The sequence below is a fragment of the Streptomyces sp. T12 genome (genome assembly GCF_028736035.1).
Classification (GTDB): Bacteria; Actinomycetota; Actinomycetes; order Streptomycetales; family Streptomycetaceae; genus Streptomyces.
Genome location: NZ_CP117866.1, coordinates 10,220,158 through 10,236,612 on the forward strand (window position 1 = coordinate 10,220,158; position 16,455 = coordinate 10,236,612).

General features: G+C 68.1%; 13 protein-coding genes. 4 read left to right on the forward strand and 9 right to left on the reverse strand.

Features of this window, described 5'->3' with window-relative positions:
* Positions 1–107: 107 nt before the first annotated feature.
* On the forward strand, positions 108–1,169 hold the full coding sequence (locus PBV52_RS45940) for an NHL repeat-containing protein (RefSeq protein WP_274247550.1): 1,062 nt from the start codon (positions 108–110) through the stop codon (positions 1,167–1,169).
* Here PBV52_RS45940 and wecB read toward each other — a convergent pair whose 3' ends face one another.
* Positions 1,170–2,465 carry a non-hydrolyzing UDP-N-acetylglucosamine 2-epimerase gene (gene wecB / locus PBV52_RS45945; protein WP_274247552.1) on the reverse strand — a complete coding sequence of 432 codons (1,296 nt, stop codon included), beginning with the start codon at positions 2,463–2,465 and terminating at the stop codon, positions 1,170–1,172.
* Positions 2,466–2,751: 286 nt separating this feature from the next.
* Between wecB and PBV52_RS45950 the strand changes: the two genes are divergently transcribed.
* Positions 2,752–3,033 (forward strand): hypothetical protein, encoded by a 282-nt coding sequence (locus PBV52_RS45950; RefSeq protein WP_274247554.1) that lies wholly within the window; start codon positions 2,752–2,754, stop codon positions 3,031–3,033.
* Positions 3,034–3,069: 36 nt separating this feature from the next.
* Complete coding sequence (locus PBV52_RS45955; protein ID WP_274247556.1) at positions 3,070–4,410, forward strand: glycosyltransferase; 1,341 nt, start codon at positions 3,070–3,072, stop codon at positions 4,408–4,410.
* A 248-nt stretch (positions 4,411–4,658) separates the two neighbouring features.
* Here PBV52_RS45955 and PBV52_RS45960 read toward each other — a convergent pair whose 3' ends face one another.
* The 7 genes from PBV52_RS45960 to PBV52_RS45990 all read right to left on the reverse strand — a co-directional run bounded on the left by PBV52_RS45960 (position 4,659) and on the right by PBV52_RS45990 (position 14,446).
* Positions 4,659–7,115 carry a site-specific integrase gene (locus PBV52_RS45960; RefSeq protein WP_274247558.1) on the reverse strand — a complete coding sequence of 819 codons (2,457 nt, stop codon included), beginning with the start codon at positions 7,113–7,115 and terminating at the stop codon, positions 4,659–4,661.
* Entirely contained in the window at positions 7,112–8,407 is a 1,296-nt protein-coding gene (locus tag PBV52_RS45965) for a site-specific integrase (RefSeq protein ID WP_274247560.1), read from the reverse strand. Before PBV52_RS45965 ends, PBV52_RS45960 begins: the two co-directional genes overlap by 4 nt.
* A 55-nt stretch (positions 8,408–8,462) precedes the next feature.
* Positions 8,463–9,026, reverse strand: coding sequence for a bifunctional 2-polyprenyl-6-hydroxyphenol methylase/3-demethylubiquinol 3-O-methyltransferase UbiG (locus tag PBV52_RS45970; protein ID WP_274247562.1), 564 nt, complete (start codon positions 9,024–9,026; stop codon positions 8,463–8,465).
* A gap of 25 nt (positions 9,027–9,051) precedes the next feature.
* The gene (locus PBV52_RS45975; protein ID WP_274247563.1) at positions 9,052–9,642 is read right to left on the reverse strand and encodes a methyltransferase domain-containing protein; all 591 of its coding nucleotides are present in this window, start codon (positions 9,640–9,642) and stop codon (positions 9,052–9,054) included.
* Positions 9,639–10,946, reverse strand: a complete 1,308-nt coding sequence (locus tag PBV52_RS45980) for an MFS transporter (protein ID WP_274247565.1) — start codon at positions 10,944–10,946, stop codon at positions 9,639–9,641. The genes PBV52_RS45975 and PBV52_RS45980 overlap by 4 nt, the downstream gene beginning before the upstream one ends.
* 134 nt (positions 10,947–11,080) lie before the next feature.
* Positions 11,081–12,970, reverse strand: coding sequence for an ATP-binding cassette domain-containing protein (locus tag PBV52_RS45985; RefSeq protein ID WP_274247567.1), 1,890 nt, complete (start codon positions 12,968–12,970; stop codon positions 11,081–11,083).
* Positions 12,971–13,345: 375 nt separating this feature from the next.
* Positions 13,346–14,446, reverse strand: coding sequence for a phosphotransferase enzyme family protein (locus PBV52_RS45990; RefSeq protein WP_274247570.1), 1,101 nt, complete (start codon positions 14,444–14,446; stop codon positions 13,346–13,348).
* Positions 14,447–14,979: 533 nt separating this feature from the next.
* On the opposite strand from PBV52_RS45990, the gene PBV52_RS45995 reads away from it, so the two are divergent.
* Positions 14,980–15,369, forward strand: coding sequence for a hypothetical protein (locus PBV52_RS45995; protein WP_274247572.1), 390 nt, complete (start codon positions 14,980–14,982; stop codon positions 15,367–15,369).
* A gap of 74 nt (positions 15,370–15,443) precedes the next feature.
* Here PBV52_RS45995 and PBV52_RS46000 read toward each other — a convergent pair whose 3' ends face one another.
* Positions 15,444–16,445, reverse strand: a complete 1,002-nt coding sequence (locus tag PBV52_RS46000) for a thioesterase domain-containing protein (protein ID WP_274247574.1) — start codon at positions 16,443–16,445, stop codon at positions 15,444–15,446.
* Positions 16,446–16,455 lie beyond the last annotated feature (10 nt).

The window sequence follows — 16,455 nt, forward strand, 5'->3', positions numbered from 1 at the left end:
ACAACCCACGGTCCGGCCCCGCCGCTCAGATCCTGGCACCTCAGGCTCGGCGGGGCCGGACCCCCACCCGCAGGAAGGGACGCACAGCAATGGCTACAACAGTCCCAGTGAGCCAGAGCCACCGGGCAGCAACGCCGCTCCTCACACGGATCATCACCACGGTGGCCGGCAGCGGGGCCAAGGGGTACGGCGGCGACGGCGGGCTCGCCACCGCAGCCTGTCTCCACTCCCCGTTCGGTGTCGCGTCAGGTCCGGACGGCAGCCTTTACATCGGGGACTACTCCAACCACCGGATACGCAAGGTGGATCCGCAGGGGATCATCACCACGGTGGCCGGCTCCGGCGAGCAGGGCTACGGCGGCGACGGCGGGCCCGCCACCAGGGCTGCCCTCCAGTGCCCCTGCGGCGTGGCACCGGACGGCTCCGGCAATCTCTACCTCGCCGACCGCTCCAACCAGCGGGTACGGAAGGTCTCCCCGGACGGCACCATCACCACCGTCGCCGGCAACGGCACCGCCGGCTTCAGCGGCGACGGCGGGCCCGCCACCTCCGCCGCCCTCAACTTTCCGCACTCCGTGGCCGTTGACGCCACCGGCACTCTCTACATCGCCGACGACTACAACCATCGGGTACGGAAGGTCTCGCCGGACGGAATCATCACCACCCTGGCCGGCACCGGGGTCGACGGCTACGGCGGCGACGGCGGGCCCGCCACCTCCGCCGCCCTCAACTTTCCGCACTCCGTGGCCGTTGACGCCACCGGCACTCTCTACATCGCCGACCGCTACAACCATCGGGTACGGAAGGTCTCGCCGGACGGAATCATCACCACCCTGGCCGGCACCGGCACCGGCACCGGCACCGGCGGCTACGGCGGCGACGGCGGGCCCGCCACCTCCGCCGCCCTCAGCCTGCCGCACGACGTGATCGCCGACAGTGCCGGCAACGTCCACTTCTCCGACTACGGCAATAAGCGGTTGCGTACGGTCTCCCGGGACGGGTTCATCACCACCCTGGCCGGCACCGGGGTTGACGGCTACGGCGGCGACGGCGGGCCCGCCACCTCCGCCGCCCTCAGCCAGCCTCTCGGGGTCACGGTCGATGCCGACGGCACCCTCTACTTCTGCGACTGGGGCAATCACCGGGTGCGGATGCTCAGCACCGCCTGATCATGAACGGCCGACGGGAACGACCGGCAGACCCTCGGAGACCGGCGGTGGGGGGATGTCCTGAGGCCGGTCGTTGTGCCCAAGGAGCCAGCCGCAGGCCGCCGCGCAGCGCTGGGCCGCCAGGCCGTCCCCGTACGGGTTGGGCCTGAGGTGCGGCGCTCCGCTCTCTCCCGCCTCCAAGAAGGCGTCCGCGCGGGCGAGTTCCTCCTCGGCCGCTGCCACGATGGCCGCCTGCTCCGTTCCGACCAGGCGCGCCAGCCCGCCGCACAGGCCCTCAAAGCGTTCGGTGTTCCGCCGGGTCACCAGCACCGGAAGGCCGAACGCCGCGGCCTCCTCCTGGATCCCCCCGGAATCGGTGATCACCAGCCGGGCCCTGCTCAGCAGCCGACTGAACGGCGCGTAGGCGACCGGGCCGGGCAACAGCACATTGGCCAGACCACGGGTGGCTTCCTCAAGTGCGGAACGCACCGCCGGGTTCATGTGCGCGGCCATCAGGAACGTCGTCCCCCGATGCCGACGGCTGAGCTCGGCGACGGCCCGGCCAATGCGCGCGATGGGTTCCCCCCAGTTCTCCCTGCGATGCGCAGTCACCAGGACCAGCCGGGATGACGACGCCTCAATCCTCCTGACCAGGGGGTCCCCGGCAGCGGCCGCGCTGCGGCCCGCCATGACGACCGCGTCGATCACGGTGTTGCCGGTGACGACGGCCCGGCCCACCGACAGAGCCTCCCGCCGGAGATTGGCATCCGCGTGGTGGGTGGGGGCCAGATGCAGGGACGACACCTGCGCGATCATCCGGCGGTGCGCCTCCTCAGGGAAAGGGCTACGCAGGTCGCCCGAGCGCAGCCCAGCCTCCACATGGACGACCGGGATCGAGGAGAAAAAACCCGCCAGGGAGCCGGCCAGGGCCGAGGACGTGTCGCCCTGGACCACGACGGCACGCCAGTCGGCCCTGTCCAGGTGCCCGCCGAGCTCACGCAGCAGCCTCGCCGACAACTGGGACAGCGAATGGGGACGGTGCCGGGTGCCGAGCCCGACATCCGGTTCGATGCCGAAACAGCCCAGCGTCTGCTCGACGACCGAACCATGCTGGCCCGTGGTGATCACCACCGGATCCGCCCACGGCCGCCTGCGCAATTCCAGGATGACGGGCGCCATCTTCACGGCCTCCGGCCGCGTCCCGACGACACACGCGATACGGTCCCGGCTTCCCTCCCACATGGTGCCGTGGACCCCGTCGATGGAGCGTTCCGGTGACCATGGCGCCCGGTACGATGGCTCGTTCTGTCTGGTCATCATCTCCTGCGTCAAGGGTGCGAGAGGCGGGCCGCCGACCGTCACTGCCGCCGATGGCCGGCCCAGGGCCGCCGATGATCAGTCCTCAGGAGAGCACGTTCGATGCTTCCCCCCGCCAGTCTGGCGGTGCACGTGGCCCGTTCGGTTCACAGGTATGCCCTGGATGGCTCCGAGTCGTACGCCCGGGAACGACGGCACTCAGGAGATCATGGGGTGTGGGCATTCACATCACTTCCCGATCCGAAGCGCACCGCACGAACCGTAGCCGGGGAACGGGGACAGACACATGTACGGCGTGAACACGCTCCTCATGCTGGGCCCAGCCGCCGACTTGCTGCTGCGGCGCAGGTCCGACCACCGGATCCGCCCGGTCGTGCTGGCCGCACTCGGACTCACCGCGGCAGCCGGCGGCTTCGTCCTGCTGCGCGCGCTCCACCACCGGCCCCCCACACGGCCATTCACCCGGCACGACTTCCTGCCCCCTCGCCCGCAGGCCCAGCACGTGCACCCCGAACAGGACACCCCACAGCTCCACCACGACCACCACGTCATCACGAGCGGCCCCTGAACCAGTGGGCCTGGAAGGAGCCGGAGCCGTACCGCTGTGAAACTCCTCAGACTCATCGACGCGATCGGCTACACCGTCATCACCGCCTCCGCGTGCTATTTCGCCACCGCCATGGGCATGGGGTTGCTCGAACTGCGTCGGCAGAGAACATCGCTGCCGGTCCAGGGGGACGCCGGTTACGGAAACCCCCACCTCGGACGGCAGGACCAGCTCCATCTGTACACATTGGTGCCCTGCCTCAACGAGGCCACGGTCATCGGCTCCACCGTCACCGGCCTGGCCGGCCCGCGCTCCACTGTCGTCGTCATCGACGACGGCTCCGACGACGACACCGCAGAGGCTGCCGTACGGGATGCCCCCGGCGGTGAAGTCGTGGTGCTGCGGCGCAATCCGCCGTTCGCGCGGCAAGGCAAGGGCGAAGCCCTCAACCACGGAATCCGTTTCGTCCGCCACGCCGTGCGCACGCGTGGACAGGACCCCCGCCAGGTCGTCGTCTGCGTCATGGACGCCGACGGCCGGCTCTCCGACCGGGCGCTGGCCCATGTCATACCGCTGTTCAACGACCCCACCACCGGCGGCGTGCAGCTCGGCGTCCGCATCCGCAACCGGCGGGCGAACTTCCTCACCTGGTTCCAGGATTACCAGTTCTGGTCCATGGCCGCCGTCACCCAGCTCGGCCGCGAGGCCACCGCCACCGTCAGCCTCGGCGGCAACGGCCAGTTCACCCGGCTGTCCGCGCTGGACAGCATCGGGACCCGTCCGTGGTCCGCCTCACTCACTGAGGACCTCGACCTGGCCATCAGCCTCGCTCTGCGTGGCTGGCAGCTACGCACCACCGCCCACGCCTCCGTCGACCAGCAGGCCATCGAACACCTCGGCCGCCTGATCCGCCAGCGCACCCGGTGGTACCAGGGCCACATGACCGCCATCGCACGGTGCGGCGAGATCTGGCGCTCACCGCATCTGGCCCACCTGTCCGCGCTGGAGATGGTCTGCTACCTGCTCGTCCCCTGGGCACTGGACCTGCCCTGGTCACTGTTGTTCCAGTACTGCCTGGCCTGGTTCCTGCTGTGCCCGTCGTACGTGATCCTCCGCCACCACGCGTCGTACCCCGGGCTGCGCGACACCTGGCTGGCCTGGCCGGTCGGCCTCCTGCTGTGGTACCTGCTGGCCTTCGCCCCAGCCCTGATCACCTCCTGGGCCTATCTGCGCCGGGACCGCCGAGTCGGCCGTCTCCGCGCGCTGCTGATGGGGCATTCGTTCGTCGTCATGAACTACCTGTCGTTCCTCTGTGCCTGGAAGGCGCTGTTTCGCATGGCTCGCGGCCGCACTTCCTGGGTCAAGACAACCCGCGAGTCCGAACACCCCGGTACCTGACGCTCCCTGGCCCGGCATACCGTAGGAGAAGGCCCTGACCGCCACAGTGACGCGTTCAGGGCCCTCCCCTTGGGCCCCGACGTTCTCCCGAGACGCGGTCCAGGAGGTGACAGCGGGTCAGATGGAACTCATGAGAGGACCTTCGACCATGGTCCCCCCGAGGAAATACCGGCTGGAATCACGGGAGCGTGCGGGGCGGATGTACCGCACTTCCGAGCCGAAGCCCGCAGTTTGTGGCGTCTTAAACCCTACTGGTCTGGATACTTCCCGGCGTAAGTAGGTAGTTGATTGAGGGAAGGGATACCTAGGAACGTAGGTGACTTCTTCCGTTGTTGCCTCACGTCAAGCTGGGCGATCTTCTCGTCGGCAGCAGCAAGGCTGGCAGAGAGGCCCTCGACTTCACCCAGCCACCCTTCCCTTTCGGCTTCGGCAATTCTGTCGCGGAGATTATGACGGATCTCTTCGAGTCTTGACCTGTCGCTGGAGTCTACGATGAGTACGGGGCAGCGGACGCAAGCATGCTCATGCGCGCAATCTGTTCCGTAAGCGCGCCCACATTCTCCGAGTGCCAGCTTTCTTCTCTCCCAATGCCCAAGAAACTCTTCCCATTCCTCCGAGGTGATCGCACGATATTCCTCGGTAGGTCTGGTCTGGCGGCGCCGGGCAATAAAGGCGCGGTGCGCCTCGATGACGTCGGACGGGTAGATGGCGGCGTATCCCATCGTGGTGCTGATGCTGTCGTGACCTGCGATCACTTGGGCAATGTGCGGAGGCAAGCCATTGAGGATGGCATCGGTGATGAAGATCCTCCGGAAGTCGTGCGGCTGGAAACGCAACGGCTCGCCGTCCTTGCCGACAAGGCCGGAGGCGTCGAGAGTGTCATTCAATGCTGTTCGGACGAAAGCGCCAGAGATAGGGCGCCGTTCTCCGCTGACGGACCATTGATAGAGGACCGGCATGGGAGGATTCCATGTCCTCTCATGCATATCGTAGGTCGGGATAGCTGGAATCCGGCCGTCAGCCTGCCGAACGCGGGTGACGAGCGCACTGAGAACGTCAGCGAGTTCGGGGCTGATGAGGAGGAGGCGTTCCTTCTCTGTCTTGGAGGGGGCGATCTGCAGCAGTGGAACGACTTCACTGGTGGTGGGAAGTATGTAACGGATGATGCTGTGGTGGCTGAGTTCCAGAAGCTCTTCGGCCCTGATGCCCGTGTGACGGAGGATTTCGATGGTTGCCCATGCGAAGAACGCCTGCTTCTCTTCTGCGCGGGGGTTTCGGCGGTTTCCGTGGGCGTCCCAGACATACCCCGGCCGCCCATCAGCCCGCCGGGAGGTCTGAGGCAAAGTGAAGGTCTCACCAAGAACGGTGACCGTGGTGCTCAAAGGCGCGGAGTCGACGGCATCGAGACGTGCCTTGGCCTCTTTGAGGCGGCGATCAGCGACGCGAACGAGCAGTGGCAAGACCGGCAGACGCTCACGCGTGCGCCGGTCTGACCTGGACTTCTGTTCCTGTTCCATCTTCTTGGCGCCGCAGTCGCCTTCGCTGATCGGGCTCGGCGCGGCCCACGGGCCCCACTTTTCGGGCTCGTCGAGGGCCCATTCAGCGATGTCGAGATAGAAAGCCCTCACGTTCATCTTCACGGCCGCCGCGCTGGCCCGTGGGGCGGTGATCTCAGATGTTGTGCCGTCCGGTTGGCGTCGGCGGATGGTCTTTACGGCGATGCGGGTCTTCCACGCCTCGCTCAACTCCCTCGGCAGCCGGAGGCTGTCGATGCCCGGGTGGTGGCGTTCCAGGTCGGCCCAGAACAGGCCCACCAAGTGGTTGGCCAGGACCCTCAGGCTCGTGTAGTCGAGTGCGGCTTGGCGTTCGGTGAGGTAGCTGACGAGCAGATCGCGGACCGGCTTGCAGCGCAAGGGGAAGCGGTCAACGAGACCTGCGGGAGCGACCTGTCCGCTCCGGGCCGGGAGGTTCTGCAGCGTGGCTGGGGCATCTGGAGGGAACTGGCCACGGTTGCGGAGCCAGGTGTACGCGCGCAGGACAGGACCATTCTGGGCGTTTTGGTTTGCTTTTATCTGCAGGAGTGTGAGCAGGTCGCCCACCACGATGTCATCGACGCCGCCGCCTTGAGCCGCGACGATCAAGGCGATGACTTTCAGGGCCTCGGAGGCGGGGGAGGTAACCAACTCACCCGCGGGGATCTGAGCCGACAGGCGTGCGAAGCCGTCAGGATCACGTGCCCCAGCGATGGCGGGGCGAAGCTGGCGCGAAGAGTTGGGGGAAAGCCACTGCAGTCTGGGCCGGATGACGTCCGCGCTGATCAGTGCCAACATGCCGGAGGGAGTGGCATCTTGGCGAGGCTTCCTCCCCTCGCTGCGGCACCAGGCCATGAGGGCGTCGCCCCAGCCGGCGTAGGCGTCGGCGGCGGGGCTGGCTTCCCAGCGCTGCTGCCATGTGTCTCCGGGAAAGGTCTCCAACCAGCCCAGCAGCATCCGGGCGCCGCCCATCCGCACGGACTGGGCGCTGTCTGTCGTAGCCCTGAAGGGCGGCTGCTGAAGTCGGTCGAGAACGGAATCTCGGGATAGCTGGGTTGCCAGCCATGACGTTGCTCGGGGGCGCGGCGGGAAGGCTCGGAGCAGGGCCGCGGCCTCTTTCCCCCGCAGGTTGGTTGCCGGCTGGGCAGCTGGTGCGACCAGGAGGTCCGTCATCGGAGCGGGCCTCCGAACAGCACGTTGAGGGAGTCGGTGCTGTAGGCCGGCGAGGGCAGGGCCGGTGGCGGGTTGTGGCGCCGTTGCTGCTGCCGAGCGTGGTGGGCCAGACCTGCCGCGATGACGTCGTCCCGGGTAGGGCGGTTGTAGATGTCCAAGGTCGACAGGTGTTTGTGGCCGAGGATGTGCTGGACGTAGGCCGGGGGCATCCCCGGGTCGTCGAGCATCAAGAAGGTCGCGGTGTGCCGCAGGTCGTGAAGGGTCCAGTTGGCGCCCAGGATCTGGTTGGCGCGGTTGAACATGGCACGGGCCGCGTCGTAGTTCAGCGGTCGCCACGGACGACGCAGAGTCCACCAGAGTGGCTGCTTGCGACCGCGGGGAACTCCCTTGCGCCAGGCTTCTTCCTGGTAGAGCCGTAACCAGACGAACGCGTCGGGTGTGGCGGGCAGTTCCTGGTACTCACGGGTGCCCTTTCGGATCACCCCAACGGTCTGCTGGCCGACGACCGCGTCGCTCTGGGATGCGGTGAGCAGTTCTTCGGCACGGGCCCCGGTCGCGACCCAGAAGGCGAGAAGAGCCCGATCGCGGTGCGAGCGCAGGCCGGCAAAGACCTCGGTGTACTTGTCATCGGGAACCCGGCGCGGAACCAGCTGCGGGACAGTGGGCCGGTAGAGACCGGTGCGCTGACGCTGATGATCGCGCTCCGGGTTGTGATGGGACTGAGCACGCCCGGAGCGGCGACTGCGGACCAAGGGGAACGGATTGACCAGCAGGGAACCGGTGTTGAGCTCCAGGTGAAAGTCGTAGAACGTACGCAGGACCGTCTCGCAGTGGGCCCGCGTGCTGGCCGCGTATTTCGCGCCGACCGTCGGCTTCCCCGTTACCGGGTTCGGAGTTCCAGGTGCTGGACTGCCGTTCCTACGCTGGAGAGAAGATGACTCGGCAGGGTCCATACCGCGGTGGCGCCAGTGGGAGCGTACGGGTTTGTCCGCCAATTGCATCCACAGCGTGAAGTCTCGGGCGTCTCCACGAACGGCGCGATCCCAGACGAATCCCTGTGCCCACAAGAACCGCCACCACCTCAACAGGTCCATCCCGTACGAGCGAACCGTCAGCGGAGAGCTGTCGGCTGCCATCAGGTCCTTGAAATACACCGCCACCGGCTCCACCGGGGCTCCGTTCGCATCCACCATCCGGTACGGCTCCCAGGGGTCCTCGGTCTTGAGTAACTGACCGAGCTCGGGCAGGACAAAGTTCTTCAAATCCCTTTCGGGATCACTCCGCTGGCGCATGGCGGGAAGCTAGCAGAACCGCATCTGACCTGCACAAATAGAGAAGTTAGTTCGGTCAACACACCCACATGTGCACCAGGTGCTCCTGCCTGGTGCCGGGCAGCCGCAGCACCTCGGCGCGGGCGGCCACCTCGGTCATGGGCCCGACGCCGTGGGAGTTGGTGTGCAGCGCGGTGAACAGGAAGCGCCCGCCGGGCCTAAGCCCGTTGGCCAGCGCGGGCAGGAGCCGGCGCGGGTCCATGAAGGGCACGCCGCTGACCGAGTAGATCAGGTCGTACGGATCGGCATTGCGCAGGTGAGTCACGGCGTCGGCGCACACCAGGTGGAGGCCGGGGTTATCGGGGTAGCGGGCGGCGGCGCGCTGGTGCTGGGTGGGGGAGGCATCCACGGCGGTGACCTTCGCGCCCAGGGCGGCCATGCGGGCAGCGTGCCGCCCGAGCCCGCTGCCCAGGTCGAGCACGCGCAGCCCCTTCACATCGCCGAATACCTCGATGCCGGGGCCGACTTCCGGAATGTCCCAGGCCCACGTGTCCAGCTCGGGCAGCTCGATACCCCTGGCGAGCTGGTGGGCACCGTACGCGGTCCAGATACCTGTGTTCTTTGACTCGAAGCCCAGCATCGGTTGCTCCAGCAGTAGGGGGTGGTCAGGGACGTAGGGCGTAGCAGCGCAGGACGTCGAGGTCGGCGGTGCGGACGACGGACCATCCGGCCGTGAGCGTCTCGGCTTCCGCGGGGGTGATGCAGAGCCCCAGGAGGGCCGGATCGGTGGTCGTGCGGCGCCCGGTGATCTCTGTGACGACCCAGAACGTCCCGCCGGGCGCCAAGAGCCAGCGGACGCGGTCGAGGAAGGTGGGCTTGTCCTCCATCCACCGGTAGACCAGGCGGCAGGTGATGACCGAGAACGCCGACTCCGGCAGGGCGGTGAGGTCGTCGGAGGTGATGTCGAGGCACAGCCAAGCTGGCCCCGGACCGGTGCCGGTGTCCTGGGCGGCGGCGAGCGCGACGGCGCTGGCAGAGCAGTCGACGCCGGTCGTGCGGTACCCGAGATCGTGATGGAGGTGCCGGGCCAGGGCGCCGTCGCCGCTGCCGATGTTGAGCGCAGGGCGGGCGTGGCCGGGGCCTAGGTACTCGTCCATCAGCCGCCGCTCGGCGTCGTCCAGCTGCCGGTACCGGCGGCCCTGGGCCCAAAGCGGCTCCCAGTAGGCAGCGCTCGCGGTGGACGCGGGGGTGGTCATGATGCTCCTTCACGGGCAGGCGGCACGGCCGCGGAGTCGGGCGGGGCGGGCATCTCCCGCAGGGCTCGGACGGGAGAGGCCAGCAGCAGGACCACGGGCACGACCTGGAACAGGGCGCCGACGACGAGGACAGCCCTTACGTCGAGGAGCAGTGCCAGGCCGCCGGCGGTCGCGGCGGCCAGGGGGCGGCTCCCGGCGGTCACCGTGGTGCTGGCCGCCTGCATCCGGCCCTGGAAGCGCGGGTCGCACATAATCTGGCGGAGCGATCTCTGGCTGGTCCCGGACGCCGTCGCCCAGAACAGCTGAACGGCGAGCGTCACGGCCAGAGCGATCTGCCAGCCGCGGCCGGGATCAGCGAGGAACAGCGGCACCTGGGCGAGTGGGCTCACCGCGAACCCAGTGATGATCGTCGGGCCGACGCCGATCCGGGCCGAGATCCGCGGCGCGAACAGCGCGCCGGCCAGGCTCCCCGCGCCACCGACGCCCATGATCACACCGAACGCGGTCGGTGAGGCGCCGAGCGTCGTCAGCAGGTAGTACGCCCAAAAGGTATTCATGATCGCCAGCCCGAAGGACAGCGTGGACAGGGCAGCGATCACCGTGCGGATCGTGGGCTGCCCGATCACGTACCGCACGCCCTCGGCCATATCCCGCCCGAGGCTGTGACGCTTCCTGGACGGGTGAGCGAGTGGTCCGGGCGTGCGGATGCGCCAGACGAGTACGGCGGAGACCAGGAAGGAGGCGACGTCGGCGAGGACCGACCGCGCCGCGCCGACGGCGCCGACAAGCGCGGCGCCCGCGTTACTGCCAGCGCTGGAGGCCACCGACGATGCCGCGCCGAGCTTCGCGTTGGCGTCGTGCAGGAGGTGCGGGGCGACGATGCCCGGCAGGAGACTGATGGCCGCGGCGTCGTGCTGCACCTTGGCCGCGCCGAGCACGAGCGCCACCACGTACAGCTGGCCGATGGTGAGTACGCCGGCCAAGGCGGCTGCTGGGATCGTGGCGAGAGCCGCAGCCGCCGCCAGGTCCGAGACGATGAGCTGGGGGCGCTTCGCGTACCGGTCCGCCAGCGCGCCAGCCCACAGCGCAAGCGTGCTCGGCAGCTGACCGAGAAAGGCCAGCAGGGCCACCTGCCCGGGAGTGGCGTGGAGTTCCAGGACCGCCAGCGCGGGCAGGGCGATGGTGCTCACCGCCGATCCGGACAGGCTCGCGGCCTCGCTTCCGAGCAGGAACCTGAACGCCGGGGTCCCCCACGAGGTCTGCGGTTTCCGGGTAGAGACCGCGAGCGGTTTCGGTCCCCTCACGCCGCACACCTCGCACACGGTCGCGAGGAGGACGTGGGCCGGGGCACGCGGCCGGGGCCCGCGGTCCGAGAAGAGGACACGGTGACTCCTTGTGCTGCGGGTCCCGCTGCGCGAGCCGCGGGACGGGGCGGCTGTCAGCGGTCTTGGGAGAGTTCCAGGAGCTCGGCGAAAATTCCGCCCGCATGGACGAGGTCGTCGTATCGGCCCTGTTCGGTGATCCGGCCGTGCTCCATCACGACGATGTGGTCCGCGATCTTCGTGTTCTCCAGGCGGTGGGTGACCACGATCGTGATGCGGTCGGCCGCGATGGCCTTGACCTGCTCGAAGATCTGGTGCTCGCCGCGCGGGTCCATCTGAGAGGTGGGCTCGTCAAGGATCAGCAGCCCCGGGCGGCGGTATAGGGCCCTGGAGCAGGCGACGCGCTGCCACTGGCCGCCGGACAGCTCCGAGCCGCCGAAGACCTCGCGGGACAGGAGAGTGTCCAGGCCCGCGGGGAGGTCTTCGACGGCTTCGCGCATGCCGACTGCGTCGATGGCCTCCCACACCGGGGTGTCGTCGTGGGTGCGGGGCTGGCCGAGGGTGACGTTCTCGCGGACCCTCAGCGGCCACTGGGCGAAGATCTGCGGCACCAGACCCGTGTTCGCCCACACGGTGGACGGGTCGGCGTCGGCCAGGTCGATGCCGTTCCAGGTGACCTTGCCCTTGTCGGGCAGGTAGATCCCGGTCAGCAGCCGGGTGAGCGTGGACTTCCCCGAGCCGTTCGCTCCGACAATCGCGAGGATCTGGCCGCGCTCCAGGGAGAGGGAGACACCGTCCACGGCAGGCTTGTCCTTGCCGGGGTACTGGTAGACGACCTCCTTGAGCCGGATCTCCTCGACCGGCGCGGCGAGCTTGCTGGAGCCGCGCTTGGGCGCGCGGGCGGCGGCGTCGTCGAGGAATGACTGCATGTCGCCCAGGTAAAGGCTGGTATGGAAGACCGCTGCGCCGTTGATGACGACCTGGGAGAGCGCGGCGAGCGTGGTCTGGACGGCGATAACGGCCGTTGCGGCGACCGCGAGTGCGATCCGGCCGGACATCGCCAGCCACGCCAGGGCTCCCCAGGTCGCGACGAGAAAGACACCGCCGGCCAGCGCGGACAGCAGTGCGATCCGCAGGGTCCGCGGCGCGGCGGCCAGGGTGCGCCGATCACACCGGTCGGACAGGGCCCGATACCAGTAGACGAGGTAGTCGGTCATCGAGTTGGCGCGGACCTCGTCGCCGTACTTCGGCGTGGTCGCCCACCAGCGCATCATGCCGCGCACGTTGCGGTCGGCGACGTTGGCGTAGTGGATCTCGTAGTCGACCCGGGCGGTCAGGACCGCGCCGACACCGGCCGGCAGCACGGCCAGCAGGAGCAGCGGCAGCATCAGCGGGTTCAGCACCGAAAGCACGCCGCCGGCGGTGACCATGCGGATCAGCGCGGATAGAAAACGCTGGGCGTCGGTGACCATCACGTGGGTGCGCATCACACCCATTTCGGCCGCCTCGTGCCGGTCCGAGAACCCCTCCTCCGCGTACGCCGCGGCCTCGACCCGGCACACCGCCTCGACCAGTGCACTGTCCGTCTCCGTCGTCAGCCGTGGGGTGATCCGCCGCTCGGCGTACGTGGCCATCGCTCCCGCGGCGCGGCCCAGCGCGGCGGCGACCGCCACTACCAGCAGCGCCGGCAGGGCCCCGCGCAGCCGGTCGGCGGCGGAGCCGTCCCCGAGGACGGGCTCCATGGCGCGGGCGGTGGCGGCCAGCAACACGGCGGCCGAGATGCCCGTTACTGCCTGGCAGCCCAGAAGGAGCTGCACCGCCTGCCGGTCAGTCCGCCACGACAGCCGGGCGATCCGGCCCAGGACGGCCGGGATCTGCGCGCACATCCTTCGGAAGGAGACCTCGGCGAGAGGATTGACGGAGTACTGGCCGCTGTAGGTGATCTCCGCCGGCGGTGGCGGAGGTGGTGCGGTGGCCTGTTGTTCGTTCGTGGCGGCCGAGGTCAACGTTGGTCCCCCTTGACAGTCGTCCGGCGAGGTCGTGAGGCTCAACGACCCGGCCGCGATATCGAACACGTGTGTTTCGGTCGGTCTTGGAATCCCGGAATAGAGCGCATGGTGGAGCGTGGAGGATGCATCGACCCGCCTCCTGCAACAGGAGTGCGAGGATCGGGCGTTGGCCGAAACGCCGAGGGTGGGCCGTGTGGTACGCATCCCGGCCGGGTCGTCGTGGCAACACGGGACAAGATCGGTTCAATGTCGGGATCGGCGCCGACGCCTGGACACCACGGCGGCGGGTCTACAGATCGCCTACCTGCTTGCCTGGCACGGAGATCCGGTGTGCGCACGTTCAGAGCTGCGTCGGCCATAGGGGTCATGAAGTCAGCGAAGAGTGTCACGCAGGGCCTCTGCCAAGACAGGTAGCCGGTCCAGCAGCATCAGAGCTGCCCCGTGCCGTGCCCGCGCGTAGGACTCGAGTGCGGCGTCGACGATGTGCGGTCGTTCCACTGGTGCCGACAACGGAAAGGTCGAGCAGAGCATGGCTGCACAGCCGACGCGAAGCGAGGACAAGAGGTCGTCCGCGGGCGCCTTGGGGTTGGCGTCTCGATAGGCGAGGGCGAGATCGGTGTATCCCTTGAGCCAGCTCTCCACACCGTTGGACAGGACGCTCTTGGGGTCACAGCCAAGACGCACGATTTCCCAGGCGAGGTACCCAGGTGTGGGTGGTCCGAAGTCCACGATCGCGGCGACATCGTCGTTCTTCAACAGGACGTTGGGACCGGCCAGGTCGCCGTGCATGACCTGGACCGTCAGCTGTGGAAGTGAAGCGAGGATGCGCTCGACGTCCCCCAAGACGGCTTGTCGCTCACGCGTCGCCTGCAGTGCCCATGTCTCGAACTCCCCAAGCCTGGGCCTGTGCTGGTACGCGAGAATCAGTCTCTTGAAGCGGTCACGTGCGGCGGCCACGTCGCACACCGCGGCACCAGGTTCCAGGGTGGGTGCGGCGGCGGGGTGAGTGGCGAGTCGGCTGTGGAGACGGCCCATCGCTGTGCCGGCCGCTGCCCACCGTGCACCAGTCAGGGTGCCCTCGGCGGTCTCGGTGTGTGGTACGTACGACCACAGGGACATCGGCACGCGGCTGTGGGTCGCGATGAGTTCGTGCTCGAGCGTGCGGGTTGCCCGCGCGGTCGCGACACCTCCGTCGGCGGCGTACTCGGACAGTTCGACCGACGCCCGCTCCAGCTCCAAGTGTTCTCGAGTGCGGTAGACCTTGGCGAAGTGCCGACGGCCCGTTTGATCCACGATCGCGTAATTGTCCGTCGCGGTGCCCTCCGGAATTCGCGCTATATCTGCCGGGTGCAGCCCGTACGCCAGCACCAGCGTGTCGGCGACCGCCATGATCTGCTCCCTCTCCGCGGTTCGGCCGGGTGTGGAAGGCCCGGCGACAGGCTTGGGGGCGGGCTGGTGAGATGCGGTGGACATGGTCTCCTCGTCGAAGCGCACAGCGATAGCGGTCAGATGGTGAGCGGGCTGCAGGTGGTCGGTCGATCAGGAGGCGGGACCGTGGCCGTCAGGTGCTCAGCGAGCCGAGGCGGGCCGCGCCGGGTGCAGCGGGGCCGCAAGATCGCCGACGGACAACGCTCCGTCAATGCGGTCATCTGATTGCGCCTCCCTCGTTCGGGTTGTGGCAGTACCTGAGCCCGACCCGGCACCGCCACCAGTTGCCGGCAGGGGCCGGCCGACCAAGCCGACACCGCGGCGCCCTGCTGCGTGAACCGGCTGATCGAGGCGGTGAACGTGGTAACCGAAACCGGCTTTTCGTGGCGAAGGTGACCAGTTCGGCATCGCACAGGAGGGGCGTAGGGTCGACCGGTGGGCGCCGCGGCACCAGGTAGGGATGCTCGTCGCATAAAGTGCGGTCGCGGGTGTCCACGTCGTTCACCGGAAGGTGATCTTGGTCGCCTTCGTTCTCGTCTCCGCAGGCATCCCTCGGGCCGCACCACCAGGAGGAACCAGTGTCATCCCCGCAGCTGATCACCCCTGAGGAGAAGCTCGCCGAGGCGAAGAAGCAGCTGAGTTTCCCGGATATCGTCGTGATCTGCGGCTCCACTCGTTTCATGGCCGAGATGGCCGAGGCCGATGTGCGGGAGACCAAGGCTGGGAGGATTGTCGTCAAGCCGGGTTGCGACCTGAAGTCGCCACACGAGCTTTGGTCCGATCCTGTCGAGGCTGAGGCGCTGAAGGTTCGACTCGACGAACTGCACCGGTCGAAGATCTTGCTCGCTGATGAGGTGCTCGTAGTCGGCGACTACATCGGAGACAGCACCCGAGCCGAAATCGCCTACGCCCGGTCACTGGGCAGGCCCGTGCGGTTCACGCACCCCGAAGTCGACCCCGACGCCTGAGGGCCCCGTCCACACCCTCCGCAGGCGCCCCTTGGAATTGGTCATATAGCGGTGGCTTGGCGGTGAAGGCAGGCTCAAGTAGCGGCGGAACGCATCGCGGCCGTTATGACGGCAGCGAGCGGCCGCCGGTGGTTCATCACATAGAAGTGGTCGCCCTCGTACCTCTCGAGTCCGCGGAAGTGCGTGGTGAACGCCTGCCAGGAGAGCAGACGGTCCTCGCCGATCAGCCTGTCGCGGCGGCCCCCGAATACCGAGAGTGGAACGGGCAGCGGCTCGGGGTCGCGTGGAGGAGCCCAGGTGTCCAGAAGTTTGAAGTCGTTACGGAACACCGGGGCGAACTTGCGCCAGACGGCGTCGTCGTCGAGGAGCTGCGGCTGGTTGCCGCCTACGTCCCGCAGCCAACCCCGCAGTTCCTCGTCGGACATCAGATGAGGGCGGCCGTCGGCGCCGGCCTCGACCTGCGGGGCGCCGTAGGCGGACACACCCAGCCAGTCCGGCAGCGGGTCCCCCTCGTGGTGAAGTCGGCGGGTGAGCTGGTAGGCGATGAGTGAGCCCATGCTGTGGCCGAAGAATCCGAAGGGCCGGTCGAGCAGGGGCGCGATCTCGGTGTGGAAGTAAGCGACCAGCCGGTCGCAGTCGTCGATCAGCGGCAGTGCCTGCAGGTGGCCTCGGCCGGGGGCCTCCAGGAGGCAGAGTTCCCAGTCCTGGGGGAAGTGCTCCGCCCAGCCCCGGTAGAGCAGGTGTGAGCCGCCGGCGTGGTGGAACAGGAACAGGCGTACAGCTGGGTCGCTCAGCGGCCTCGGGCGGATGACCGGCCGGGCCGACGTCTCGACGACGAGCTTCGAGACGACGAAGGCGTGCAGCTCGGCGAGGGTGCTGGCACCGCTGATGACCACGGTGTTCTCCGGGACGCCGAACGCAGTCTCCACGCGGGTAGAGATCTCAAGCATCAGCAGCGAGTCGATGTCGAGCTCGTCGGAGAAGTGCGCCTCTCCGGTGACCTCCTCGGGTTCGATCTCCAGTACGCCGGCTATCAGCAGGCGGAGCTCCTCAATGTTCACGGACGCAGTGGTCATTGGTGTTCTC

What these genes read in the sequence shown, in the direction of transcription:
- wecB (WP_274247552.1), bottom strand. Translation starts at nt 2,465, where the DNA reads ATGACCAGACAGAACGAGCCATCGTACCGGGCGCCATGGTCACCGGAA.
- PBV52_RS45950 (WP_274247554.1), top strand. Translation starts at nt 2,752, where the DNA reads ATGTACGGCGTGAACACGCTCCTCATGCTGGGCCCAGCCGCCGACTTG.
- PBV52_RS45960 (WP_274247558.1), bottom strand. Translation starts at nt 7,115, where the DNA reads ATGACGGACCTCCTGGTCGCACCAGCTGCCCAGCCGGCAACCAACCTG.
- PBV52_RS45965 (WP_274247560.1), bottom strand. Translation starts at nt 8,407, where the DNA reads ATGCGCCAGCGGAGTGATCCCGAAAGGGATTTGAAGAACTTTGTCCTG.
- PBV52_RS45970 (WP_274247562.1), bottom strand. Translation starts at nt 9,026, where the DNA reads ATGCTGGGCTTCGAGTCAAAGAACACAGGTATCTGGACCGCGTACGGT.
- PBV52_RS45975 (WP_274247563.1), bottom strand. Translation starts at nt 9,642, where the DNA reads ATGACCACCCCCGCGTCCACCGCGAGCGCTGCCTACTGGGAGCCGCTT.
- PBV52_RS45990 (WP_274247570.1), bottom strand. Translation starts at nt 14,446, where the DNA reads ATGTCCACCGCATCTCACCAGCCCGCCCCCAAGCCTGTCGCCGGGCCT.
- PBV52_RS46000 (WP_274247574.1), bottom strand. Translation starts at nt 16,445, where the DNA reads ATGACCACTGCGTCCGTGAACATTGAGGAGCTCCGCCTGCTGATAGCC.